The sequence below is a fragment of the Klebsiella sp. NPDC088457 genome, assembly GCF_044900465.1.
Lineage (GTDB): Bacteria > Pseudomonadota > Gammaproteobacteria > Enterobacterales > Enterobacteriaceae > Klebsiella.
In genome coordinates, this window is sequence record NZ_JBJDNH010000023.1 from 1 (window position 1) to 25,370 (window position 25,370).

Genomic DNA, 25,370 nt, shown 5'->3' on the forward strand with positions numbered 1-25,370 from the left:
AAGTATTGTAGCGCTTGTCACGCCGATGGATGAAAACGGTAATGTCTGCCGGTCAAGCCTGAAAAAACTGATTGATTACCATGTCGCCAGCGGAACCTCGGCGATCGTTTCGGTAGGGACTACCGGAGAGTCTGCGACCCTGAGCCATGAAGAACATGGCGATGTCGTGATGATGACGCTTGAACTGGCTGACGGGCGTATCCCGGTTATCGCGGGTACCGGAGCCAATGCAACCGCAGAGGCGATTAGCCTGACGAAACGGTTTAACAATAGCGGCGTCGTCGGCTGCCTGACGGTCACCCCTTATTACAACCGTCCGACCCAGGAAGGTCTATTCCAACACTTTAAAGCTATCGCAGAACACACCGACCTGCCGCAAATTCTGTATAATGTGCCGTCCCGTACCGGTTGCGATATGCTGCCGGAAACCGTCGGGCGTCTGGCGGAAGTAAAAAATATTATTGGTATTAAGGAAGCGACGGGGAACTTAAGTCGTGTTCACCAGATCAAAGAGCTGGTTTCAGATGACTTTATTCTGTTGAGCGGCGATGATGCCACCGGGATGGACTTTATGCAGCTCGGCGGTCACGGCGTGATTTCCGTCACGGCGAACGTGGCGGCTCGCGACATGGCGGAAATGTGCCGTCTGGCAGTAGAAGGCCAGTTTGCGCAAGCTCGTGCAATTAACCAACGTCTGATGCCATTGCATACAAAATTATTTGTCGAACCCAACCCGATTCCCGTGAAATGGGCATGTAAGGCGTTGGGTCTTGTGGCAACCGATACGCTGCGCCTGCCGATGACGCCGATTACCGAACAGGGTACTCAGGCCGTCACCGCCGCGCTGAAGCATGCCGGTTTGCTGTAAAGTTTAGGGAGATTTGATGGCTTACTCAGTACAGAAGTCGCGCCTGGCGAAGGTTGCGGGTGTTTCATTGGTCCTGCTTCTCGCGGCCTGTAGTTCCGATTCGCGCTACAAACGTCAGGTGGGTGGCGACGAGGTTTACCTGCAAGCTACGCCGCTCAGTGAACTTCACGCGCCTGCGGGCATGATTCTGCCGGTTCAGGTTAGCGATTATAATATTCCGGTTGCGACCAGCAACGGCGCGGTGGGTAAAGCGCTGGACATTCGGCCACCGGCGCAGCCACTGGCGTTGGTCAGCGGCGCACGCACCCAGTTTGCCGGTGATACCGCGACGCTGATGGTGGAGAACGGTCGTAGCGGTTCGCTGTGGGCGCAGGTAGCCAGCATCGTGCAGTCAAAGAACTATGTCATCACCAAACGTGACGATGCCAGCCAGACGCTGAGCACCGACTGGGTAGAATGGAATCGCCTCGATGAAGACCAGCAGTATCGTGGTCGCTATCAAATCTCAGTTAAACCACAGGGCTATCAGCAGGCGGTGATCGTGAAGCTGGTTAACCTTGAGCAGGCCGGGAAACCGGTATCCGACCCGGCATCCCTGCAACGCTACAGCACCTCTATGCTGAACGTCATTTCCGAAGGTCTGGACATGAACGCCACCAATGCGCAGAACGCGGCGCAGAAAAACGCCGGCGCGACCTTCGACGTGCAGAGCGCTGCCGACGATACCGGTCTGCCGATGCTGGTGGTGCGCGCACCGTTTAACATGGTGTGGCAACGTCTGCCGGGCGCCCTGGAAAAAGTGGGCATGAAGGTGACGGATAGCACCCGTTCGCAGGGCAGCATGGCGCTGACCTACAAGCCGCTGTCTGACAGCAGCTGGCAGGAACTGGGCGCTCGCGATCCGGAACTGGTCTCCGGTGATTACAAACTGCAGGTCGGCGATCTCGATAACCGCAGCAGTCTGCAGTTCATCGACCCGAAAGGTCATACGCTGACCCAGTCGCAGAATGACGCGCTGGTGGCCGTATTCCAGGCCGCATTCAGTAAGTAATAAAACAGGGCTGGAGCAATCCGGCCCTTTTTTCTGTATAGTGACGCAAACGTGTGCGTCGGCAGAAAAGCGCAATTTTCAACGCTAATTTTTATTGGAGTGACAAAGATGCAAAAGCAAGCTGAGTTGTATCGTGGTAAAGCGAAAACCGTTTACAGCACCGAGAATCCGGATCTGCTGATACTCGAATTCCGTAACGATACATCAGCAGGGGATGGCGCGCGCATCGAACAGTTCGATCGTAAGGGCATGGTGAATAACAAGTTCAACCATTTCATTATGAGCAAGCTGGAAGAAGCCGGCATCCCGACCCAGATGGAAGCGCTGCTCTCCGACACCGAATGTCTGGTGAAAAAGCTGGAGATGGTGCCGGTTGAGTGCGTGATCCGTAACCGCGCCGCCGGTTCTCTGGTGAAGCGCCTGGGCATCGAGGAAGGTATTGAGCTCAATCCGCCGCTGTTTGATCTGTTCCTGAAAAATGATGCGATGCACGATCCGATGGTCAACGAATCTTACTGCGAGACGTTCGGCTGGGTGAATAAAAAGAACCTGGCACGCATGCAGGAGCTGACCTACAAAGCCAACGAGGTTCTGAAGAAGCTGTTTGATGACGCCGGTCTGATTCTGGTCGACTTCAAGCTGGAGTTTGGTCTGTTCAAAGGCGAAGTGGTGCTGGGCGATGAGTTCTCGCCGGACGGCAGCCGTCTGTGGGATAAAAACACCCTCGACAAAATGGACAAAGACCGCTTCCGCCAGAGCCTCGGCGGCCTGATTGAGGCCTATGAAGAAGTGGCCCATCGCCTGGGCGTTAAGCTGGACTAATCCTCTCTTCGCCAGAAGACTCAGCGGTCTTCTGGCGCTCTTCTTGTTGTTTCCTGTGGTAATTCTCCGCTTAACCGCCTACGATCTCTCATATTCAAATTTGATATCTTGAGGTGCCTATGCGTTGGCAAGGGCGTCGCGAAAGCGACAATGTAGAAGACAGGCGAAATAGTTCAGGTCCATCACTGGGCGGCGGAGGCGGTGGTTTTCGTCTGCCCAGCGGTAAGGGCGGTATCGTACTGCTGATTATCGTGCTGGTCGCGGGCTATTACGGCGTGGATTTAACCGGCATGCTGACGGGAGAACCGATCGGCCAGCAGCAGACGACCACCCAGCGTTCCGTCAGTCCGAAGGATGATGAAGCTGCGAAGTTTACCTCGGTGATTCTGGCGACCACGGAAGATACCTGGGGGCCTATCTTTGAAAAGATGGGGCGTCAGTATCCGCAGCCGAAGCTGGTGCTCTACCGCGGAGCCACGCGCACCGGTTGTGGCACCGGGCAATCGGTGATGGGGCCGTTCTACTGCCCGGCTGATAGCACCGTCTATATTGACCTGTCGTTCTACGACGAGATGAAAACGAAACTCGGGGCGGATGGCGATTTTGCTCAGGGCTATGTCATCGCGCATGAAGTGGGTCACCATGTGCAAAAACTACTGGGGATTGAAGCGAAAGTGCGCCAGCTGCAGCAGAATGCGTCGCAGAGCGAAGTGAACCGGCTGTCGGTCAAAATGGAGCTGCAGGCGGACTGTTTTGCCGGCGTCTGGGGCCATAACATGCAGACTCAGGACATTATGGAAACCGGCGATTTGCAGGAAGCCCTGAACGCCGCGGAAGCCATCGGCGACGATCGTCTGCAGCAGCAGAGCCAGGGGCGCGTGGTTCCGGACAGCTTTACGCATGGCACCTCTGAGCAGCGCTACACCTGGTTCAAACGCGGTTTCGACAGCGGTGACCCGGCGCAGTGCAATACCTTTGGCAAAGCGCTCTGATCGCCATTGCTCATGGATAAACTGCTGCACCTGACGGCGCAAATGGCGCAAGAGGGGATTCGTCGCCTGCTGGTGCTCAGCGGCGACGAGGCATGGTGCCTGCAACAGGCGCTGCTGCTGCGTGAACGGCTGGCCGGCGATGGCCTGTGGGTCGGACCGCAGCCCGTCGTCGCCCCCTGTACCGCACCTGGCGCGCTCAAATCCTTACTCGGACGTGAATATCTCCATGCTTTCTTTGATGCCCGCGGCGCTTTCGACGTCGCGGCATTTGCCGCGCTGAGCGGAACCCTGCGCGCGGGAAGCTGGTTGGTGTTACTGGTTCCTGCTTTTGCGCGCTGGCCAACGCTGCCGGACGCGGACTCGCTGCGCTGGAGCGACGCGGCGGAGCCGATTCCGACGCCGAACTTTGTCCACCGTTTCTGCCGGCTGGTGTGCGCCAATCCTGACGCGGTGGTCTGGCGGCAGGGCGAGCCCCTGACGTTGCCGGAGGCGTTGCCCCGTCGGCCCTGGCAGCCGGCGGATGGACACCCTCAGCAAGAGCAGGCGACGCTCCTCGCAGAGCTCGCTGCACTACCGCCCGGCATTGCCGTGGTGACCGCCGGACGCGGGAGAGGGAAGTCCGCGCTGGCCGGGATGCTGATACGCAAGCTCGGCGGCGATGCCATCGTCACCGCGCCGGCGCGGGGGGCGACCGAGGTGATGGCTGCTTTCGCCGATGATGCTTTTCGCTTTATGGCCCCCGATGCGCTGCTGGCTTCCGACGTTCAGGCCGCGTGGCTGATTGTGGATGAAGCGGCGGCCATCTCCGCGCCCGTGCTCCATCAACTGGTCGCCCGTTTCCCTCGAACTTTACTGACCACTACCGTCCAGGGGTATGAAGGTACCGGGCGCGGGTTCCTGCTTAAATTTTGCGCCAGCTTCACGCACCTGCGCCAGTTTAGCCTGACTGCGCCAATCCGCTGGGCATCCGGCTGCCCGCTGGAAGCGCTGATCGGTGAGGTGCTGCTATTTGATGACGAGACCTTTGCGCGCGCTTTGCCGGGCGCTGCGGCGCTGGAAACGGTGAGTCAGCACAGCTGGCAGCATCAGGCCGGACTGGCGGAGGCGATGTATCAGCTCCTCTCCGGCGCGCATTACCGTACGTCGCCGCTGGATTTGCGACGGATGATGGATGCCCCCGGTCAACACTTTATCTGTGCTCGCGTGGAAAACGGCGCGGCCGGGGCGCTGTGGCTGGTGGAGGAGGGCGGTCTTGCGCCCGCGCTCAGCCAGGCGGTGTGGGCCGGCTTTCGCCGCCCGCGCGGCAATCTGGTAGCGCAGTCGCTGGCGGCCCACGGCGGTAGTCCGCTGGCGGCCACGCTATCCGGCCAGCGGATCACCCGTATTGCCGTCCATCCTTCGCGCCAGCGCGAAGGGCTGGGTCAGGCGCTGGTGGCCCGGGCGGTGGCGCAGGGGGCCTCCCTGGACTATCTTTCGGTCAGCTTTGGCTATACCCCTGAGCTATGGCGTTTCTGGCAGCGTTGCGGCTTTACGCTGGTGCGCTTAGGCACCCATCGCGAGGCGAGCAGCGGGTGCTATACGGCGATGGCGCTTTATCCGTTAACGCCTGCGGGCCGCGAGCTGGTTCAGCAGGAGTCGCAGCGTCTGGCGCGGGATGAATACTGGTTACGTGACTGGCGTGAAGAACCCTTCCCTCTGTCGGTTGAACAAACAGCTATGCTTACAGATGAGGACTGGCTGGAAACGGCGGGCTTTGCCTTTGCCCATCGCCCGCTGCAGGCGGCGATCGGTAGCCTGAACCGCCTGCTGCCGGGGGTTGCGCTGGCGCTTCCCGCCCTGCGTGCTCGCCTGCAGCAGCAGGATGAGGCGTTAATCTGCGCCACGCTAGGGTTGACCGGGCGTAAAGCGCTGCTGGCGACTCTGCGCCACGAGGCGGGAGAAGCGTTATTCAACCTGGATGCGGCGCGTGCTGATGCGCTGCGCCAGCAGGTCAGGCAACTGCAATTTTTTTAACTAACTCATTCAGTTAAATGTCATGGTCATATTCCGCGTGCGGCGTAAACTGCCCACGTACACTAAGGAGACCGCCATGAAACACGACCATTTTATTGTTCAAAACCCTGCGACACCTGCTCAACAGCTGCTGTTGCTGTTTCATGGCGTCGGGGATAACCCGGTGGCAATGGGGCAAATCGGTAGCTTGTTCGCGCCACAGTTTCCCGATGCGCTGATTGTCAGTATCGGCGGTGCAGAACCCTGTGGCCCGCCTCCCGGCCGGCAGTGGTTTTCCGTGCAGGGCGTCACTGAGGACAATCGCCAGGCGCGGATTGATGCGATAATGCCGACCTTTATTGGGACGGTACGCTACTGGCAGAAACAGAGCGGCGTGGGGCCGCTGGCCACGGCGCTGATCGGTTTCTCCCAGGGGGCGATTATGTCTCTTGAGAGCATCAAAGCCGATCCGGGGCTGGCGTCGCGGGTTATCGCCTTTAACGGACGTTACGCTACGCTGCCGCAGTCGGCGACGACGGCGACGACCGTTCACCTGATTCACGGCGGAGAGGATCGCGTTATCGACCTGGCGTGGGCGGTGGCGGCGCAGGAGGCATTGGTACAGGCTGGCGGGGATGTGACGCTGGATATTGTGGAGGATCTGGGGCATGCCATTGACGATCGGAGCATGCAGTTTGCGCTTGAACGTCTGCGCTATACGGTACCGAAACACTATTTCGACGAAGCGCTAAGCGGCAGTACGCCGAAGGATGACGATCTTATTGAGCTGCTGTAATCGCGCAGCCTGGCACCCGGAGCGGGCAGGTTATGCCCTCATCCGGGAAACCCCGGCGCGTTGCGCTGTACCGGGGGGAGCAAATCGGTAACCTTACTTCTTCGGCTGGTCGTGCTTCGGCCAGTCGTCGTCATCGTCCCACTTATCGTTGCAATCACGATGGGGGGGAAGATCCGGTTTATTGGCGAGAAATTTTTTGTGGTCAACGCGATTAAGATCCTTAATCACATTGATAATGACGCCCACTAAAAATACCAGCACCAGAATCCACCAGTGGTTGATTAGCCATTCCATGTGCGCTTCCTCTTTTTACGTCAGGATTGTCAGGCGACCAGTTGTTCCATGATGCGTTGATACATCCGCGCCAGCAGCTGCAGGTCGGCGGCATTAACACATTCATTAATTTTGTGAATGGTGGCATTCACCGGTCCCAACTCCACCACCTGCGCCCCCATCCGGGCGATAAAGCGGCCGTCGGAGGTGCCGCCGTTGGTCAGCAGCTGGGGCTTGATCTCATTATAGTGCTCAATGGCGTTCACCACCGCTTCGACCAGCTTACCGCGGCTGGTGAGGAACGGCTGGCCCGAAAGCCACCAGTCGATGCTGTAGCGCAGCTGATGTTTTTCCAGCAGCGCCACGACGCGGGCTTTGATCATTTCGTCGGTCAACTCGGTGCTGAAACGGAAGTTGAACTGGACGTACATATCGCCTGGGATCACGTTGTTGCTGCCGGTACCGGCCCGTACGTTGGCAATCTGCATGCTGGTGGGGGGGAAAAATTCGTTGCCTTTATCCCACTCGATGCCCACCAGTTCCGTCAGCATCGGCGCCGCGCGGTGAACCGGGTTGTCGGCCAGATGCGGGTATGCGACATGGCCCTGCACGCCATGAATGGTCAGGTTACAGGTTAATGAGCCACGACGGCCGTTTTTGACCACGTCGCCCACCACTTCGGTGCTTGAGGGTTCACCCACCAGGCAGTAGTCCAGACGTTCGTTACGGGCCATCAGCGCGTCGACCACTTTCACCGTTCCGTTCTGGGCGCTGGCTTCTTCATCGGAGGTGATTAAAAAGGCCAGACGACCTTTATGGTGCGGGTACTGGGCGACAAAGCGTTCGGCGGCAACGACCATCGCGGCCAGCGAACCTTTCATATCTGCGGCGCCGCGGCCAAACAGCATGCCGTCGCGAATAGTGGGCTCAAACGGCGGGTTAATCCAACGGTCAGCATCGCCTGCCGGGACGACGTCGGTATGACCGGCGAAGGCCAACGTTTCACCGTGCCCGCGCCAGGCCCAGAAATTTTGCGTATCGCCGAAATCCATCGGTTCAACGGTAAAGCCAATCGCACGCAGGCGTTCAATCATTAACGCCTGGCATCCCGCATCATCGGGGCTGAGGGAAGGGCGGCGAATAAGCTGCTGAGCCAGCTCAATGACCGGGCAAGACATAGACTATACCTCGTTAACAAGCTTCTTATAAGTGAGTTCACTGAAGCCCAGCAGCATAGGCTGCCCGGGCGCGCAGAGCAATGGGCGTTTGATAATTGCCGGCATTTCCAGCATCAGCGCGGCGGCGGCATCGGCGTTATTGATGCTGGCGCGGACCGTTTCATCGAGTTTGCGCCAGGTGGTGCCGCGGGTGTTGAGTAACGCTTCCCAGCCCAGTTCGGTGATAAACGTGTTGAGCAACTCGCGATCCAGGCCATCAGCACGATAATCATGGAAACGGTATGCAACCTGATTCGCCTCCAGCCAGCGGCGGGCCTTTTTAATGGTGTCGCAGTTCTTGATTCCATACAGGGTAAGCATAATTAAACCTTTTCCTTTACATTGAATTAAGTGATTTTCTCAGAATTTTCCGTATATATCAGGCTGTCTAAAATAATACGTGAATCACTTTAATAAATATAATCTTTTGCCGTGACGGCCGCGGTTGGTTGGATATTAATCACGCGATTAACGACGCGCGGTATATCACCGTGCGTCACGGATCAAGGGCCGGATAGCCGTCGGGCGATAGTCCGAAAATGACTATCATGTTGCAGAATGTTGCTATGCATCACATTAAATTTCCACCCGCAGGCCCATAGTAGCGGCAAATCAGCGAGGGCCATAGCACAGATGAGCTTGATAGCAATTGTAGCGATAACCTCAATGAACTTCCCACAACCAATGGATTTGCATAGAATGACCCATAATAATAAGAGAGGCTATTATGATTGAGCATGAACTAGGGAACTGGAAAGATTTTATTGAAGGTATGCTTCGTAAATAAATTCCGCAATGTGAGCCGTTCATCTTGTCAGCGAAATAATCGTCTGGCAGGTCAGAAGGCATAAAAAAGGCGACCTCAGCGGTCGCTTTTTTGTTATTTTTCCCCCGGAGATGCTCTTCTCCGGGGCGGGGTTGATTATTGCGGCCGTTCTCTTAACGGGAAGCGGCGGCGCACCAGCACGAAGAACAGCGGCACGAAGAAGATGGCCAGAATGGTGGCGGAGATCATCCCGCCCATTACCCCGGTACCCACCGCGTGCTGGCTGCCGGAGCCGGCGCCGGTGCTGGTGGCCATCGGCAGGACGCCGAAGATGAAGGCCAGCGAGGTCATCAGAATCGGGCGCAGACGCTGGCGGCAGGCCGACAGCGTGGCGACGAGGAGATCCTCTCCTTTCTCATTGAGCTCATTGGCGAATTCAACAATCAGGATGGCGTTTTTCGCCGACAGGCCGATAACCGTCAGCAGGCCAACCTGGAAGTAAACATCGTTTTCAAGGCCGCGCATCCAGGTTGCCAGCAGCGCGCCAATGACCCCCAGCGGTACCACCAGCATGACCGAGAACGGCACCGACCAGCTCTCATACAGCGCCGCCAGACAGAGGAAGACCACCAGCAGCGAGATGGCGTACAGCGCCGGCGCCTGGGCGCCGGACAGCCGCTCCTGATAGGACATCGCCGTCCATTCCAGACCAAAACCGTTCGGTAGATGCTGAGCCAGCTCTTCCATAATGTCCATCGCGGTACCGGTACTGACGCCCGGCGCGGCTTCGCCCACGATCTCGACGGCGGAATAGCCGTTATAGCGCTCCAGACGCGGCGAACCGGTTTCCCAGCGTGAGGAGGCGAAGGCGGAGAAGGGCACCATGGTGCCGCTGTTATTGCGGACGTACCACAGGTTAATATCGTTCGGCAGCATGCGGTAAGGGGCTGCGGCCTGCACGTAGACTTTTTTCACCCGTCCGCGGTCCATAAAGTCGTTCACGTAGCTCGAACCCCACGCGGTTTGCAGCGTATCGTTGATATCGTCAATGGAGACGCCCAGCGCCTGAGCTTTGCGCTGGTCGATATCGATCTGCAGCTGCGGGCTGTCGTCAAGGCCATTGTGGCGAACGCGGGTTAACCTGTCGTTCTGCGCGGCCAGGTCCAGCAGGGTATCGCGGGCGGCCATCAGCGCATCGTGTCCGTTACCGGCGTGGTCTTCCAGCTCCATATCAAAACCGGCAGAACTTCCCAGCCCGCTGATAGCCGGCGGGCTGCTGGCGTAGACGCGCGCTTCCTTAATTTTGTTAAAGGCTTTCGTTGCCCGTTCGATGATGGCGAAGGACGAACCGCTTACCGGGTTACGTGCGTCCCAGTCCTTCAGACGGACGAACATACGGGCCACGTTCTGGCCGTTGCCGCCAGGGCCGGAGCCGATGGTCGCAAACACCGATTCTACGTTGTCCTTCTCAGTTTTCAGGAAGTAGTCTTCGGCTTTCTGTACCACTTTCAGCGTCTGCTGCTGGGTGGAACCGGCCGGAAGCTGTACCGAGGTGGTGAACATGCCGCGGTCTTCCTGCGGCAGGAACGAGGTGGGCAGATGCAGGAACAGGAACACCATTCCGCCCAGCAGCAGGACGTAGATCATTATCCAGCGCAGCGAGCGATGGAGGATTTTACCGACGGCGGTTTCGTAGCGGCTGGCGTTGCGGTTAAACATCCGGTTAAACCAGCCGAAGAAACCTTTCTGCCCGTGCATTTCACCCTTATGTACCGGCTTGAGCAGCGTTGCGCACAGCGCCGGAGTAAGGATCATCGCCACCAGCACCGACAGGACCATCGCGGAAACGATAGTAATCGAGAACTGGCGGTAGATGGCGCCGGTGGTGCCGCCGAAGAAGGCCATCGGGATAAATACCGCTGAGAGCACCATCGCGATGCCGACCAGCGCCCCCTGGATTTGCCCCATTGACTTACGGGTCGCGTCGCGCGGCGAAAGGCCTTCCTCGCTCATAATACGCTCGACGTTCTCCACCACCACGATGGCGTCATCCACCAGCAGACCTATCGCCAGCACCATCGCAAACATGGTCAGGGTATTGATACTGTAGCCGCAGCTGAACAGGACGGCGAAGGTCCCCATCAGTACCACCGGTACGGCAATGGTCGGGATCAGCGTGGCGCGGAAGTTTTGCAGGAACAGGTACATCACCAGGAACACCAGCACGATCGCTTCAATCAGCGTTTTCACCACGTCGGTAATCGAGGCTTTGACGAACGAGGTGGTTTCGTAGGCGACTTTATATTCGAGGCCATGGGGGAAATACTGCGACAGCTCGTTCAGACGGTTGATGACGCGCTCGGCCGTCGCCATTTCGTTAGCACCGGAGGCGAGCTTAATTCCCAGGCCAGACGCCGCCTGGCGGTTGTAGCGGCTCAGATAATCATACTTCTCCGCCCCCATCTCGACGGTGGCCACATCGCCGAGGGTGACTTCAGAGCCATCCTGATTCACCCGCAGGGTAATATCGCGGAACTGATCCGGCGTTTGTAACAGCGACTGCGAGTTAATGGTGGCGTTGAGCGCCTGCTTATCCACCGACGGCGTGCCGCCGAGCTGGCCAACGGCGATCTGGGCGTTCTGAGATGTGATGGCGTCGGTCACATCTTTCGTCGTCATCTGGAAGCTGTTTAGCTTCGCCGGGTCGAGCCAGATGCGCATGGAGTACTGGGAACCGTAGGCATCGATATCCCCGACGCCGTTAACGCGGCTCAGCGGGTCCTGAATATTACTGGCGACATAGTCGGCGATATCCTGTTTATCCATGCTGCCATCGGTAGAGACGAAGGCGAGGGTCAGGATGTTGGTATCGCCGGTTTTGCGTACCGTGACGCCCTGGTTTTGCACCGCCTGCGGAAGTTTACGCATCGCGGACTGCAGCTGGTTCTGCACCTGCTGCACCGCTTCATCCGGGTCGGTACCCGCGGTAAAGCTCAGGGTGATCGTTGCCTGCCCGGTCGCGCTGCTTTGCGATGACATGTACATCAGGTTATCGAGGCCGGTCATATTTTGCTCGACGACCTGGGTAACGGTATTTTCCAGCGTTTGTGCGGAGGCCCCTGGATAGTTGGCGGTAATGCGCACGTTCGGCGGCGCAAGATCGGGATACTGCTCAACGGGCAGCGACAAGATTGCGAGTGTGCCGGTCAGGCATAGCAAGATCGCCAGAACCCATGCAAAGATGGGGCGATCGATAAAAAAATTCGCCATCAGAATTGAGACCTCATTGTGTACATTTTTTGTTATTGCACAGTCCGTGACACTCTATAGCTAACCCCACAGGCAATCGTGGAGAAATTAAGGAGATAGTGTAATTTATCGTGTGCCTTTTGCGACATAGTAAAGAAGTGTGCTTCTCTCTGGCGAATATCTCTCCCACCTCTGAGCCGTTTCGTCACACGGTGTCATTTTCGCTGCCTGCCAGGCTAAATAAAACGCAATTTCATTTAAGTCAAAGAATTTGATCCAAAACGGGTTCTCGCGAGAAAAACAGGATTCTGGGCAAATGAACATTGTTCCCGCCCCGGCTTGTCGGGTAATAAATAGTCATGCCAACCGAGGGGTTATTTACCGAAGGCCGAAGGATACCATGAACCACTTTATTATCAGCGATAGTCGCCAGTGCATTGGGTGTAAAGCCTGCGAGGTGGCCTGCGTGATGGCGCATAACGACGAGCAACACGTATTGACCCCGCAGCGCTTTTTGCCGCGTATTAGCGTAATTAAGCACGAACATCAACGTAACGCCATAACATGTCGGCATTGTGAAAGCGCGCCCTGCGCGCGCAGCTGTCCGAATGGCGCGATTAGCCAGCTCAACGACCGCGTGCTGGTGCATCAGGAAAAGTGTATCGGCTGTAAATCCTGCATGGTGGCCTGCCCGTTTGGCGTGATGCAGATCGTGCTTGCGCCAGCCGCCGCGGGAAAGGTGAAGGCGACGGCGCATAAATGCGATTTGTGCAGCGGCCGCGCCGAAGGACCGGCCTGCGTGCAACACTGCCCGGCGCAGGCCTTACAGCTGGCGACAGAAGAGACGCTGTCCACGATGACCAAACAGCGCCGTCTGCGTGCCGCGCGCCTGGATGCGCAGCCGTGGCATGCTTATCCCGACGCTCGCGCGTCGGCAGGGGGGGGTGATAAAGCCAGCCAGATGGCGGCGACCCCACCGCGCGGCGAGGCCGAAAAACGGACGGCTGCGCAACGTAAAACGGATTTTGCCGAGATCTACCTGCCTTTTAACCCCGATCGGGCGCATCAGGAAACGCAGCGCTGTTTACAGTGCGGCGAACACAGCATCTGCGAATGGACCTGCCCGTTGCACAACCATATCCCGCAGTGGATTGAGCGGGCGCGGGCGGGAGATATCGCCGCCGCCGTTGAGCTTTCCCACCAGACCAACTGTCTGCCGGAAATTACCGGCCGCGTCTGCCCACAGGATCGCCTGTGCGAGGGCGCCTGCACGCTTCGCGATGAGCAGGGGGCGGTGACGATCGGCAACATCGAGCGCTATATCTCCGACCAGGCTCTATCTCAGGGCTGGCGGCCGGATCTCTCGCAGGTGGCCGACAGCGGGAAAAAAGTGGCGATTGTCGGTGCCGGGCCGGCGGGGCTGGCCTGCGCTGACCGGTTGATTCGTCATGGCGTACAGTCGGTGGTCTTTGACCGCCATCCGGAGATCGGCGGCCTGCTGACCTTTGGTATTCCGGCCTTCAAACTCGATAAATCGCTGCTCGCCCGGCGGCGGGAAATTTTTACCGGGATGGGGATCCGCTTTGAGCTGGGCTGCGAAGTGGGTCGGGACATTGCGCTAACCTCGCTGCTGGAGGAGTACGATGCGGTATTTATCGGCGCCGGAACCTATCGTTCAATGAAAGCGGATCTGCCCAATGAGGATGCGCCGGGGGTCTATGACGCACTGCCGTTCCTGATTGCCAACACCAGGCAGGTGATGGGGCTCGACGAGCGGCCGGAAGAGCCGTATATCGATACTCACGGACTGAATGTGGTGGTGCTGGGAGGCGGCGACACGGCGATGGACTGCGTGCGCACCGCGCTGCGTCACGGCGCGGAACAGGTCACCTGCGCCTATCGCCGCGATGAGGCCAATATGCCGGGATCGAAAAAAGAGGTGAAGAACGCCCGGGAAGAGGGGGCGGTATTTGAATTTAACGTCCAGCCGGTGACCCTGGAGCTGGATAGCGGCGGCCGGGTCAATGGCATACGTTTTCTGCGTACGCAGCTGGGTGAACCGGATGCGCAGGGGCGACGTAGCCCGTCGCCGATTGCGGGCAGCGAGTTCGTGATGCCAGCCGATGCGGTGATTATGGCGTTTGGCTTTCATCCGCACGGGATGCCGTGGCTGGAGTCCGTCGGCGTCGAGCTTGATAGCCGCGGGCGAATTAAAGCCCGGGTGGAGAGTCGCTATCGCTTGCAGACCACCCACGATAAGATTTTTGCCGGCGGCGATGCCGTTCGCGGCGCCGATCTGGTGGTGACGGCGATGGCTGAAGGCCGCCATGCGGCGCAGGGAATTATGGATTACCTTGGGGTTAAATCGACCGCGATCCACTAACGACAAACCCGGCGCTGCGGCGTAGTATGATGGCGTCATTCTACGCAGCGGGGCCGTATGCCACTCACTATCAACGTCATCAAAGATAAACTCCTCTCCGAAAACTACTTTATTTTGCGCAATATGACCTACGAGCTAACGCGAAGCGACGGCAGCGTGGTCCGGCATAAGCGTGAGGTCTACGATCGCGGCAACGGCGCTACGGTGCTGCTGTACAACCCCCGCAAGCAAACCGTCGTGCTGGTCCGCCAGTTCCGCGTCGCCACCTGGGTCAATGGCAATGACGATGGTATGCTGATCGAGACCTGCGCCGGACTGCTGGATGACGATGAGCCGGAAACTTGCATCCGCAAAGAGGCCATCGAAGAGACCGGCTACGAAGTCGGCGACGTGCGCAAGCTGTTTGAACTGTTTATGTCCCCCGGTGGGGTGACCGAATTGATCCATTTCTTTATTGCTGAATACAGCGACGCCCAGCGTAAAACTCGCGGCGGCGGCGTTGATGATGAAGATATTGAAGTGCTGGAGCTGCCTTTCAGCGAGGCGCTGCAAATGGTGACCCGCGGGGAAATTCGCGATGGTAAAGCGGTTATTCTGCTGCAATACCTGCAAACCTCGGGGCTGATGAGCGGGGATATCTGATAAATCCGATTGAGTCACTCGTGGTAGCTGGTGAAGATAGCGGCTGTTTTGCGCGTTTTTCTCTGGGGTTGTGCCGCACATGCTGTATCGGGTTCTCATTTTTCTGCTTTTAGGCTGGTTACCGACGTCGTGGGTGTGGGCGGCGCCGGCGCAACAGGCGTTCGGCGACTGGCAGGTCACCTGCAATAACCAGAATTTCTGCGTCGCCCGCAATGTCGGCCTGCATCATGGCCTGGTCATGACCCTGAGTCGCAGCGCCGGTGCCGCCACCGATGCCAGCTTGCGCATTGAGCTGGGCGGGATTGGCAACCCGGTCGCCGCGCTGGCGCCGATCGCGCCGCGGCTGCTGCTTGATGGCAAACCGCTGGCATTGACTGATAAACACTGGCTGGTCGCGGATAAATTGCTCAAAACCGGGGATAGTGTGACGATCGATGCTTTCCTGCAGCAGGTACAGGAAGGGCAGGTGATAACCCTGGTGAACGGACTCCAGTCCATTTCTCTGCAAGGGCTGAAGGCCGCCTTGCTGTTTATCGATAGTCAGCAAAAACGCGTCGGCAGCGAAACCGCCTGGGTGGGGAAAGGCGAAGAGCCGCCGCTGAGCGTCCCGCCGGCCCCCGCGCTACGCGCGGTGGGCAAAGTCGATTTCGCGCAATCGCCGCTAAGTCGCGATGAACTTAATGATCTGATGGACTACGGTAACGAACGAATGACCAATAGCGCATGCTCATTGGATCCTTTCCGTCGTGAGATTCGGGTGACCGCGTTGACCGATGACAAAGTGCTGCTGATGATCAGCTGTGAAGCGGGCGCTTACAACACTATCTGGCTGGCGTGGCTGGTGTCGCGCCAGCAGCCCTATATCGCACGCCAGGTGCGCCTGACTCTACCCTTCCAGCCGCCGGGCGATGCGGCGCGTGAGATTGAGCTGGTTAATGCCAGCATCGATGAGCAGCGTCATGAGCTGGTCACCCTTGATAAAGGGCGCAGCCCCGGCGATTGTGGCATCCAGACCCGCTGGCGCTACGACGGCCAGCGGTTTAGTCTGGCGCGCTATGCCCGGCAGCCGCAGTGCGATAACTGGCAGGGGCCAGATGCCTGGCCCACCCTGTGGATCACCCGTTAAGCAGCTTGTCGGCCACCTCGACGATATGTTCCACGGTAAAGCCAAAGAACGGGAACAGCTTATCCGCCGGCGCCGATTCACCGTAGCTTCTCATGCCGACGATCGCCCCTTTCAGGCCGACGTATTTATACCAGTAGTCGGCAATCCCGGCCTCGACGGCAATTCTGGCGCTGACATCGCCGGGCAGAACCGACTCACGATAGGCCTCATCCTGGGCATCAAACACATCGGTTGAGGGCAGGGAAACGACCCGCACGTTAACGCCTTTGGCGAGCAGTTTTTCTGCCGCCAGCACGGTTATCTCCACTTCAGAGCCGGTGGCAATCAGGATCAGGTCCGGTTTACCTCCCGCATCTTTCAGGACATAGCCGCCGCGGGCAATTTCCTGCACCTGTTCCGGCGTGCGCGCCATTTGCGCCAGATTTTGCCGCGACAGAATCAGCGCGGTCGGGCCGGTCTGCCGTTCGATCGCCGCCTGCCAGGCGACCGCCGTTTCTACCTGGTCGCAGGGGCGCCAGGTGCTGAAGTTGGGCGTCAGCCGCAGGCTTGCCAGCTGTTCCACCGCCTGGTGGGTGGGACCATCTTCCCCCAGCCCAATCGAGTCATGGGTATAGACCATGATCTGCCTGGCCTTCATCAGCGCCGCCATACGCGCCGCGTTACGGGCATATTCGACAAACATCAGGAAGGTCGAGGTGTATGGGATAAAGCCGCCGTGCAGGGCAATCCCGTTGCCGATCGCCGTCATGCCGAATTCGCGCACGCCGTAATGGATATAGTTACCGGCGGGATCTTCTTTGATCGAGTGTGAACCGGACCAGATGGTGAGGTTGCTGGGGGCCAGATCCGCCGAACCGCCGAGCAGCTCCGGCAGATCCGGACCGTAAGCATTCAGCGTATTTTGCGAGGCCTTACGGCTGGCAATTTTCGCCGGCTCGGCCTGCAGCTGCGCAATATAGTCGCGCGCCACTTCCGCCCAGTTTTGCGGCAGCTCGCCGTCCATCCGGCGCTTCAGTTCTGCCGCCAGATCGGGATGCTGCTGTTGGTAAGCGGCGAATTGTTGATTCCACGCCTGCTCAGCTTCCTCGCCGCGCGGGCGGGCATCCCACTGCTGATAGATCTCTTTCGGGATTTCGAACGGCGGGTATTTCCAGCCCAGTTTCTCGCGGGTTAAGGCTACCTCTTTTTCCCCCAGCGCGGCGCCGTGCGACTCTTCGGAACCGGCTTTATTCGGCGAACCAAAACCGATCACGGTACGGCAGATAATCAGCGAGGGTTTATCCGTGACGCTGCGCGCCTCGATAATCGCCTGTTTTACCGCCTGCGGGTCGTGGCCGTCAATATCGCCAATCACGTGCCAGTGATAGGCCCGGAAGCGCTCGGCGGTATCGTCGGTAAACCAGCCCGCGGTTTTACCATCGATAGAGATGCCGTTATGGTCATAAAACCCGATCAGCTTACCTAGCCCTAAGGTTCCCGCCAGCGAGCTGGCCTCATGGGAAATCCCCTCCATCAGACAGCCGTCGCCCATAAAAACGTAGGTGTAGTGATCGACGATATCGTGGCCGGGACGGTTGAATTGCGCCGCCAGGGTGCGCTCGGCGATAGCCATCCCCACGGCATTAGCCAGCCCCTGGCCGAGCGGACCGGTGGTGGTCTCAACGCCGGGGGTATAGCCATGCTCCGGGTGTCCGGGGGTTTTTGAATGCAGCTGACGGAAGTTTTTTAATTCGGAAAGCGGCAGGTCGTAGCCGGTCAAATGCAGCAGGCTGTACAGCAGCATGGAGGCATGGCCATTGGAAAGAATGAAGCGGTCACGGTCGTACCAGCGCGGGTTTTCGGGGTTGTGTTTGAGGAAATCATTCCACAGCACTTCGGCGATATCCGCCATCCCCATCGGGGCGCCAGGGTGACCGGAATTGGCTTTCTGTACGGCGTCCATGCTCAGGGCGCGAATGGCGTTGGCAAGTTCTCTTCGGGACATATATGGACTCCTGAAACAAGATGTTGCATGCGTTTTTGTTGGTTTTCGGCCGCGGTCTTTATGGGGTGCATAACTAAAAAGCATAGCAGACGGCACTATCATTGCTTTCGAAATAAGGTTACATAAATGTTATAAATCGATAACAAATATACCTTTGTGATGGCGAGAGTTTGGCGGCGTTCAAAGTTTGAAAAGCCATCAGGCGAGATACTAGGCGCTACCTTAGGGTGGGCACCGGGATAGTTATTGCGCTTCACCCCCTACGATCGATACGTGAAAGGAACAATAAAATGGATGAGCAGTTGAAACAAAGCGCCCTCGATTTCCATGAATTTCCCGTTCCAGGGAAAATTCAGGTCGTGCCAACCAAGCCCCTCGCGACGCAGCGCGATCTGGCTCTGGCCTACTCGCCGGGCGTCGCGGCGCCGTGTCTGGAGATCGAAAAAGACCCGTTGGCCGCCTATAAATACACCGCCCGCGGCAACCTGGTGGCGGTCGTTTCCAACGGTACCGCCGTGCTGGGACTGGGGAATATCGGCGCCCTCGCCGGCAAGCCGGTGATGGAAGGCAAGGGCGTTTTATTTAAGAAATTCGCCGGTATTGATGTGTTCGATATTGAAGTCGATGAGCTGGATCCGGATAAATTTATCGATGTCGTCGCGGCGCTGGAGCCGACCTTCGGCGGTATCAACCTCGAAGATATCAAAGCGCCCGAGTGTTTCTACATTGAGCAAAAACTGCGTCAGCGCATGAACATTCCGGTATTCCATGACGATCAGCATGGTACGGCCATTATCAGTACCGCCGCCATCATCAACGGCCTGCGGGTGGTAGAGAAAAATCTCTCCGACGTGCGGATGGTGGTATCCGGCGCGGGGGCGGCGGCTATCGCCTGTATGAATCTGCTGGTGGCGCTGGGAATGCAGAAACACAATATCGTGGTCTGCGACTCCAAAGGCGTGATTTATAAAGACCGCGAGCCGAAAATGGCGGAGACCAAAGCGGCCTACGCGGTGGACGATGACGGCAAACGCACTCTGGATGAGGTCATTGACGGCGCGGATATTTTCCTCGGCTGTTCTGGCCCGAAAGTTCTGACCCCGGAAATGGTCAAGAAAATGGCCCGCGCGCCGCTGATCCTCGCTCTGGCTAACCCGGAGCCGGAGATTCTGCCGCCGCTGGCGAAGCAGGTGCGCGAAGATGCGATCATCTGTACCGGCCGCTCTGACTACCCGAACCAGGTGAACAACGTGCTGTGCTTCCCGTTTATCTTCCGCGGCGCGCTGGACGTCGGCGCAACGGCGATTAACGAAGAGATGAAACTGGCGGCGGTTCATGCGATTGCCGAGCTGGCGCACGCCGAACAGAGCGAAGTGGTCGCCTCCGCCTACGGCGACCAGGACCTGAGCTTTGGCCCGGAATATATCATTCCGAAACCGTTCGATCCGCGCCTGATCGTCAAGATCGCGCCGGCGGTAGCGAAAGCGGCGATGGACTCCGGCGTGGCCATGCGTCCGATTGCCGACTTTGACGCCTACATCGAGAAACTCAGCGAGTTTGTCTACAAAACCAACCTGTTCATGAAGCCGATTTTCTCGCAGGCGCGCAAAGAGCCGAAGCGCGTGGTGCTGGCGGAAGGCGAAGAGACGCGCGTTCTGCACGCCACCCAGGAGCTGGTATCGCTGGGGCTGGCGAAACCGATTCTGATCGGCCGTCCGAGCGTGATCGAAATGCGTATCCAGAAGCTGGGTCTGCAGATCAAAGCCGGCGTCGATTTTGAGATCGTCAACAACGAGTCCGATCCGCGCTTCAAAGAGTACTGGAACGAGTACTATCAGTTAATGAAACGCCGCGGCATCACCCAGGAGCAGGCGCAGCGGGCGGTGATTGCCAATACGTCGGTGATCGGGGCTATCATGGTGCACCGTGGCGAAGCGGACGCGATGATCTGTGGCACCATTGGCGATTACCACGAACATTACGCCGTGGTGCAGCCGGTTTTCGGCTACCGCGAGGGGGTCAATACCGCAGGGGCGATGAACGCGCTGCTGTTGCCAAGCGGTAACACCTTTATTGCCGATACCTACGTCAACCACGATCCGACGCCGGAACAGTTAGCGGAGATTACCCTGATGGCGGCGGAAAGCGTGCGTCGTTTCGGTATTGAACCGCGCGTGGCTCTGCTGTCGCATTCGAACTTCGGTTCCTCGAACTGCCCGTCCGCCAGCAAAATGCGCGAAGCGCTGGAGCTGGTGAAAGCGCGCGCGCCGGATCTGATGATTGATGGCGAAATGCACGGCGATGCCGCGCTGGTGGAAAGTATTCGCCACGAGCGGATGCCGGACAGCCCGTTGAAAGGTTCAGCTAACATTCTGGTGATGCCGAATATGGAGGCCGCCCGTATCAGCTACAACCTGCTGCGGGTCTCCAGTTCTGAAGGGGTGACCGTCGGGCCGGTACTGATGGGCGTGGCGAAACCGGTGCATATTCTGACGCCGATTGCCTCCGTTCGTCGTATCGTCAATATGGTGGCGCTGGCGGTAGTGGAAGCGCAAACGCAGCCGCTGTAATCAACCCGGCCCCGAGCGGGGCCGGGTTTTAAATCCACTCTTTGACTTTGATAAAGTCACTTAAGGCAGCCTCCGGGCTGCCTTCTTCCGGCCGGTAATCATACTCCCAGCGCACCAGCGGCGGCATCGACATCAGAATAGACTCCGTACGCCCGCCGGTCTGCAGGCCGAACAGCGTCCCCCGATCCCACACCAGGTTAAACTCCACGTAGCGGCCGCGGCGGTAGAGCTGGAAATCGCGCTCACGTTCGCCATACGCCATCGCTTTACGCCGCTCAACAATCGGCAGATAGGCCCCGGTGAAGCCGTTACCCACCGCCTGCATAAACGCGAAGCAGCGGTCAAAATCCGGGGTGTTTAAATCATCAAAGAACAGGCCGCCGATGCCGCGCTGTTCATGACGATGTTTGAGGAAGAAGTAATCATCGCACCATTTTTTATAGCGCGGATAGACCTCTTCGCCGAACGGCAGACAGAGATCGCGCGCGGTGCGGTGCCAGTGAACGGCATCCTCATCAAAGCCGTAAAAAGGGGTCAGGTCAAACCCGCCGCCAAACCACCAGACCGGGTCCGCGCCGGGCTTTTCGGCGATGAAAAAGCGCACGTTGGCATGGCTGGTCGGCACGTAGGGATTACGCGGATGGACCACCAGCGAAACCCCCATCGCTTCAAAACTGCGACCGGCCAGCTCCGGGCGATGCGCCGTGGCCGAGGCCGGCATGGCGTCGCCATGCACGTGGGAGAAATTAACCCCAGCCTGCTCAAACACGCCGCCCTCGCGCAGCACCCGGCTGCGACCGCCGCCGCCGCCTTCACGCTGCCAGCTATCTTCGACGAATTCACACCCGTCGATGGCGCTCAGCTTGCGGCAAATAGCGTCCTGCAGCTGGAGGAGATAGCGTTTTACCTGGTGCACATCGGGCTTCATTTGCGTCTCTTCGAGTGGGCTTTCTGGTTATCGAACCAGTGGAAGTAGCTGAGAATGCCAGAGGCGATCGCGCTGGCGATTTTCTGCCGGAACGCGGTGGTACCTAACAGTTTTTCCTCACCTGGATTGGTAATAAATGAGGTTTCTACCAGCACGGAGGGGATCGATGGCGACTTCAGCACCACGAACGCCGCCTGCTCGGTGTTGCGGCTATGCAGCCTGTGCACCGGCTTAATATTTTTCAGGATGTGCGAACCCAGCGTCAGGCTGTTTTTAATCGTGTCAGTCTGCACCAGGTCAAACAGCACCTGCTGTAAAAGATGGTCTTTATCGGTGGTTTTTTTACCCGCCACCTCATCGGCGCGGTTTTCACGTTCGGAGAGATACTTCGCCATGGCGCTACTGGCGCCGCGGTTGGAGAGAGCAAACACCGATGCGCCGGCCGCGCTGGGGTTAGTAAAACCGTCGGCGTGAATCGACATAAAGAGGTCCGCGCCGTGCTGATGGGCAATTTCCACGCGGTCGTACAGCGGAATAAAGGTATCGCCCGTCCGCGTCAGACGCGCATCGATGCCGTTGCTGCGCAGGATGCTGCGGACGTTTTTGGCAATGGCCAGAACAACATGTTTCTCTTTGGAACCGTTATGACCAATAGCGCCGGTATCGATACCGCCATGACCCGGATCGAGCATAACGATACGTTTAGCGCCCGCCTTCTTGGCGGCTGGTTTACTGTGTCCATTGGCGGTCTTCAACGGCTGTTCTTTGGCGATGACCTGCGATGAAACCCCGGAAAGGGTCATGGCAGCCAGCCCTGCTTTCAGCACCTGGCGGCGCGAAGCAAGTATTTTTAAGGGTTTAAAAGTGCTCATTCGGCCTGAATTGCAAACAAGTGGTAGCAAGTGTTATATCGTATCGTGTTTTCCGTTACGACCATTCAAAAAAAGAATTGTTTTACTTTTCATTTCAATACATGACAAGTTTGTATTATGTCATTTTTTCCGGCTCATTTCGCCTGATATTGGCTATCCGGTGAAATCGCGCCATAATCGCTGTTTTTAAGCCTAAAAGGTGGGGAATACCATGGAGATACGCGTTTTTCGCCAGCAGGACTTCGAAGAAGTGATCACGCTGTGGGAGCGCTGTGAGCTTCTGCGCCCGTGGAATGACCCGGAAATGGACATTGAGCGTAAGGTTAATCACGATGTCAGCCTGTTTCTGGTGGCGGAAGTTAATGGTGAAGTGGTTGGCACGGTGATGGGCGGTTACGACGGTCATCGCGGTTCGGCCTATTATCTGGGCGTTCACCCGGAATATCGTGGACGCGGTATCGCCAATGCGCTGCTTAACCGGCTGGAAAAGAAGCTGATCGCCCGCGGCTGCCCGAAAATTAATATCATGGTTCGCGATGATAATGATGTGGTGCAGGGGATGTATGAGCGGCTGGGTTACGAATATGCGGATGTCCTGAGTCTGGGTAAACGTTTGATTGAAGATGAAGAATACTGAGTTCATTGCTGCGGATTATGATGCCCAGGGGCGGCTCAGGCTACCGTTTCTGTTCTGGTGCGTACTCCTGCTGCAGGCGCGCACCTGGGTGCTGTTCATTATGGCAGGCGCCTCGCGTCAGCAGGGCGATGTGCTGCTGAATCTGTTCTATCCCGATCGCGATAATTTCTGGCTGGGATTGTTACCCGGCATACCGGCGGTACTGGCGTTCATCGTGAGCGGGCAACGCCAGCGTTTTCCTCGTCTCTGGCCGCTGATGCGCTGGCTGCTGGCGCTTTCACAGGCGCTGCTGCTTATCTGGCAGTCGCTGTTGTGGCTCAGCGGCGAGTCGCCTTCGCCGCTGACGATTGGCCTGCTGGTTGCGGATCTCTATACCTTCTGGTGGCTGTTGACCAGTCGACGACTTAAAGCCTGTTTCCAGGAAGATCGGCTTTAACGGCACTTTTTGCCGATCCCGCACTCCAACAGGGGTCAAATTAACAAGAAAGGACGATGTTATGAAATCGCTACGTTTACTTCTCTGCGCCTTACCGCTGGCGTTAACCGGCTGCTCCACGATGAGCGCCGTCAACTGGTCAGCGGCGTATCCCTGGAACTGGTTCGGTTCTTCCATGGTGGTGACCGAGCAGGGCGTGGGCAAACTGACGGCAGCCACCCCGCTTAACGAGCAGGCCATCAGCGATGCGCTCGGCGGCAGCTATCGTCTGCGCAGCGGGATGAAAACCGCCAATGGCAATATCGTGCGCTACTATGAGGCGCTGAAAGATGACAAAGTCGCCATGACTATCAACGGCGACGCCGGCACCATCAACCGTATCGAAGTGCGGGATAGCGATATTAAAACCGACGGCGGCGTGCAGGTCGGCACCCCCTTTAGCGAGCTGTACAGCAAGGCGTTCGGCCACTGTCAGAAGGGCAGCAGCGATAACGGGGCCGTTGTCGAGTGTAAAGCCGACGGCAGCCAGCATATCAGCTACGCGTTTACCGGCCACTGGAACGGTCCGGAAGAGCTGATGCCCGCCGACGACACGCTGAAAAACTGGAAAGTCAGCAAAATTATCTGGCACCGCTAATTTGATCTGAAGAGACACGACGGCCGGAAAAAACGGGTACAATAGCGCGCTTAACGTGCCACAGCGTTGTGGTTGTATCATTTCAGGAGGAGCGATGTCTCAGGTTCAGAGCGGCATTTTGCCGGAACATTGCCGCGCGGCGATTTGGATTGAAGCCAATGTCAAAGGGGACGTCAACGCCCTGCGTGAAGCCAGCAAAGTGTTCGTCGATAAATTAGCGACCTTTCAAATGCAATACCCGGACGCACAGCTGGGTGCGGTGGTCGCTTTTGGCCATAACGTCTGGCGCGAGCTGAGCGGCGGCGTGGGCGCAGAAGAGCTCAAAGATTTCCCGGTTTACGGCCGGGGTCTGGCGCCGTCCACGCAGTACGATGTGCTGATTCACATCCTTTCCGCGCGTCATGAAGTGAACTTCTCCGTCGCGCAGGCGGCAATCGCGGCCTTTGGCGACCTCATTGACGTTAAAGAAGAAGTGCACGGTTTCCGCTGGATTGAAGAACGCGACCTGAGTGGTTTTGTTGACGGCACGGAAAACCCGGCCGGCCTTGAGACCCGCAGCGACGTCGCCATTATTAAAGACGGCGTGGATGCCGGCGGCAGCTACGTGTTCGTTCAGCGCTGGGAGCATAACCTTAAGCAGCTGGACCGCATTAGCGTCCCGGACCAGGAAATGATCATTGGCCGGACCAAACAGGCGAACGAAGAGATTGACGGCGACGAGCGCCCGGTCACCTCGCACCTCAGCCGTGTGGATTTGAAAGAAGACGGCAAAGGGCTGAAAATCGTGCGCCAGAGCCTGCCTTACGGCATTGCCAGCGGTACCCATGGCCTCTATTTCTGCGCCTACTGCGCGCGTATCTATAACATTGAACAGCAGCTGCTGAGCATGTTCGGCGATACGGACGGCAAGCGTGATGCCATGCTGCGCTTCACCAAACCGGTGACCGGCGGCTACTACTTCGCACCCTCCCTCGACCGTCTTCAGGCGCTGTAAACCTTCTCTGCGCCCTGGCCCTCCACCCATCGGAGGAGGGCTGATCTCCTCTGAAGCTTCGCTTACCCCGTCGCCAGGAATGGCTTCCGGGCGGCTTATTCTCTTTTCGACTTCCAAATCGCCAAACGGTATATA

At 58.0% G+C, this 25,370-nt stretch carries 21 protein-coding genes and 1 pseudogene; 15 read left to right on the plus strand and 7 right to left on the minus strand.

Features of this window, described 5'->3' with window-relative positions:
* The 6 genes from dapA to ypfH all read left to right on the plus strand — a co-directional run.
* A partial coding sequence (gene dapA, locus ACI2JR_RS15730) for a 4-hydroxy-tetrahydrodipicolinate synthase (RefSeq protein ID WP_462478944.1) occupies nt 1-868 on the plus strand: 868 nt, incomplete at its 5' end.
* Between the two features lie 16 nt (nt 869-884).
* Nucleotides 885-1,919, plus strand: a complete 1,035-nt coding sequence (gene bamC, locus ACI2JR_RS15735) for an outer membrane protein assembly factor BamC (protein ID WP_462478945.1) — start codon at nt 885-887, stop codon at nt 1,917-1,919.
* Nucleotides 1,920-2,027: 108 nt separating this feature from the next.
* On the plus strand, nt 2,028-2,741 hold the full coding sequence (gene purC / locus ACI2JR_RS15740) for a phosphoribosylaminoimidazolesuccinocarboxamide synthase (RefSeq protein WP_132725960.1): 714 nt from the start codon (nt 2,028-2,030) through the stop codon (nt 2,739-2,741).
* A gap of 119 nt (nt 2,742-2,860) precedes the next feature.
* Nucleotides 2,861-3,733, plus strand: coding sequence for a KPN_02809 family neutral zinc metallopeptidase (locus tag ACI2JR_RS15745; protein ID WP_132725958.1), 873 nt, complete (start codon nt 2,861-2,863; stop codon nt 3,731-3,733).
* A 12-nt stretch (nt 3,734-3,745) separates the two neighbouring features.
* Nucleotides 3,746-5,746, plus strand: coding sequence for a tRNA(Met) cytidine acetyltransferase TmcA (locus ACI2JR_RS15750; protein WP_462478946.1), 2,001 nt, complete (start codon nt 3,746-3,748; stop codon nt 5,744-5,746).
* Between the two features lie 76 nt (nt 5,747-5,822).
* Nucleotides 5,823-6,521, plus strand: coding sequence for an esterase (ypfH, locus tag ACI2JR_RS15755; RefSeq protein WP_462478947.1), 699 nt, complete (start codon nt 5,823-5,825; stop codon nt 6,519-6,521).
* A gap of 93 nt (nt 6,522-6,614) precedes the next feature.
* Here the strand turns inward: ypfH and ACI2JR_RS15760 are convergent, their stop codons facing one another.
* Genes ACI2JR_RS15760 through ACI2JR_RS15770 form a run of 3 tightly spaced genes read right to left on the minus strand, consistent with a single transcriptional unit; the run spans nt 6,615 to nt 8,332 of the window.
* Nucleotides 6,615-6,815, minus strand: coding sequence for a YpfN family protein (locus tag ACI2JR_RS15760; protein WP_132725949.1), 201 nt, complete (start codon nt 6,813-6,815; stop codon nt 6,615-6,617).
* Nucleotides 6,816-6,844: 29 nt separating this feature from the next.
* On the minus strand, nt 6,845-7,972 hold the full coding sequence (dapE, locus tag ACI2JR_RS15765; protein WP_132725947.1) for a succinyl-diaminopimelate desuccinylase: 1,128 nt from the start codon (nt 7,970-7,972) through the stop codon (nt 6,845-6,847).
* A 3-nt stretch (nt 7,973-7,975) separates the two neighbouring features.
* Nucleotides 7,976-8,332 carry an ArsC family reductase gene (locus tag ACI2JR_RS15770; RefSeq protein WP_132725944.1) on the minus strand — a complete coding sequence of 119 codons (357 nt, stop codon included), beginning with the start codon at nt 8,330-8,332 and terminating at the stop codon, nt 7,976-7,978.
* 406 nt (nt 8,333-8,738) lie between these two features.
* On the opposite strand from ACI2JR_RS15770, the gene ypfM reads away from it, so the two are divergent.
* On the plus strand, nt 8,739-8,798 hold the full coding sequence (gene ypfM, locus ACI2JR_RS15775) for a protein YpfM (RefSeq protein ID WP_100181659.1): 60 nt from the start codon (nt 8,739-8,741) through the stop codon (nt 8,796-8,798).
* A gap of 135 nt (nt 8,799-8,933) precedes the next feature.
* On the opposite strand, the gene acrD is transcribed toward ypfM, so the two are convergent.
* Nucleotides 8,934-12,047 carry a multidrug efflux RND transporter permease AcrD gene (acrD, locus tag ACI2JR_RS15780; RefSeq protein ID WP_132725942.1) on the minus strand — a complete coding sequence of 1,038 codons (3,114 nt, stop codon included), beginning with the start codon at nt 12,045-12,047 and terminating at the stop codon, nt 8,934-8,936.
* A gap of 379 nt (nt 12,048-12,426) precedes the next feature.
* Here acrD and aegA point away from each other — a divergent pair, with 379 nt between their 5' ends.
* The 3 genes and pseudogenes from aegA (at nt 12,427) to ACI2JR_RS15795 (ending at nt 16,177) form a co-directional block, all read left to right on the plus strand.
* A complete protein-coding gene (aegA, locus tag ACI2JR_RS15785) occupies nt 12,427-14,409 on the plus strand; it encodes a formate-dependent uric acid utilization protein AegA (RefSeq protein WP_132725939.1) in 1,983 nt (660 codons plus the stop codon).
* Nucleotides 14,410-14,466: 57 nt separating this feature from the next.
* Nucleotides 14,467-15,064, plus strand: a pseudogene (gene nudK, locus ACI2JR_RS15790) (GDP-mannose pyrophosphatase NudK).
* A gap of 66 nt (nt 15,065-15,130) precedes the next feature.
* Nucleotides 15,131-16,177, plus strand: coding sequence for a DUF1176 domain-containing protein (locus ACI2JR_RS15795; RefSeq protein WP_462478948.1), 1,047 nt, complete (start codon nt 15,131-15,133; stop codon nt 16,175-16,177).
* Here ACI2JR_RS15795 and tkt read toward each other — a convergent pair.
* Nucleotides 16,167-18,161, minus strand: a complete 1,995-nt coding sequence (gene tkt / locus ACI2JR_RS15800; RefSeq protein WP_462478949.1) for a transketolase — start codon at nt 18,159-18,161, stop codon at nt 16,167-16,169. The genes ACI2JR_RS15795 and tkt overlap by 11 nt on opposite strands.
* A gap of 290 nt (nt 18,162-18,451) precedes the next feature.
* On the opposite strand from tkt, the gene maeB reads away from it, so the two are divergent.
* Complete coding sequence (gene maeB, locus ACI2JR_RS15805) at nt 18,452-20,731, plus strand: NADP-dependent oxaloacetate-decarboxylating malate dehydrogenase (RefSeq protein ID WP_132725930.1); 2,280 nt, start codon at nt 18,452-18,454, stop codon at nt 20,729-20,731.
* Nucleotides 20,732-20,759: 28 nt separating this feature from the next.
* On the opposite strand, the gene hemF is transcribed toward maeB, so the two are convergent.
* A complete protein-coding gene (hemF, locus tag ACI2JR_RS15810) occupies nt 20,760-21,659 on the minus strand; it encodes an oxygen-dependent coproporphyrinogen oxidase (RefSeq protein WP_132725929.1) in 900 nt (299 codons plus the stop codon).
* Nucleotides 21,656-22,531 carry an N-acetylmuramoyl-L-alanine amidase AmiA gene (gene amiA / locus ACI2JR_RS15815; protein ID WP_132725927.1) on the minus strand — a complete coding sequence of 292 codons (876 nt, stop codon included), beginning with the start codon at nt 22,529-22,531 and terminating at the stop codon, nt 21,656-21,658. The genes hemF and amiA overlap by 4 nt, the downstream gene beginning before the upstream one ends.
* Before the next feature lie 211 nt (nt 22,532-22,742).
* Between amiA and ACI2JR_RS15820 the strand changes: the two genes are divergently transcribed.
* The 4 genes from ACI2JR_RS15820 to ACI2JR_RS15835 all read left to right on the plus strand — a co-directional run bounded on the left by ACI2JR_RS15820 (nt 22,743) and on the right by ACI2JR_RS15835 (nt 25,235).
* Nucleotides 22,743-23,168, plus strand: a complete 426-nt coding sequence (locus ACI2JR_RS15820) for a GNAT family acetyltransferase (protein ID WP_132725924.1) — start codon at nt 22,743-22,745, stop codon at nt 23,166-23,168.
* Nucleotides 23,155-23,604 carry a DUF2919 domain-containing protein gene (locus tag ACI2JR_RS15825; RefSeq protein ID WP_462478950.1) on the plus strand — a complete coding sequence of 150 codons (450 nt, stop codon included), beginning with the start codon at nt 23,155-23,157 and terminating at the stop codon, nt 23,602-23,604. Before ACI2JR_RS15820 ends, ACI2JR_RS15825 begins: the two co-directional genes overlap by 14 nt.
* 61 nt (nt 23,605-23,665) lie before the next feature.
* Complete coding sequence (locus tag ACI2JR_RS15830; protein WP_132725921.1) at nt 23,666-24,241, plus strand: RpoE-regulated lipoprotein; 576 nt, start codon at nt 23,666-23,668, stop codon at nt 24,239-24,241.
* A gap of 94 nt (nt 24,242-24,335) precedes the next feature.
* Nucleotides 24,336-25,235, plus strand: a complete 900-nt coding sequence (locus ACI2JR_RS15835) for a Dyp-type peroxidase (RefSeq protein WP_462478951.1) — start codon at nt 24,336-24,338, stop codon at nt 25,233-25,235.
* Nucleotides 25,236-25,370: the final 135 nt, after the last annotated feature.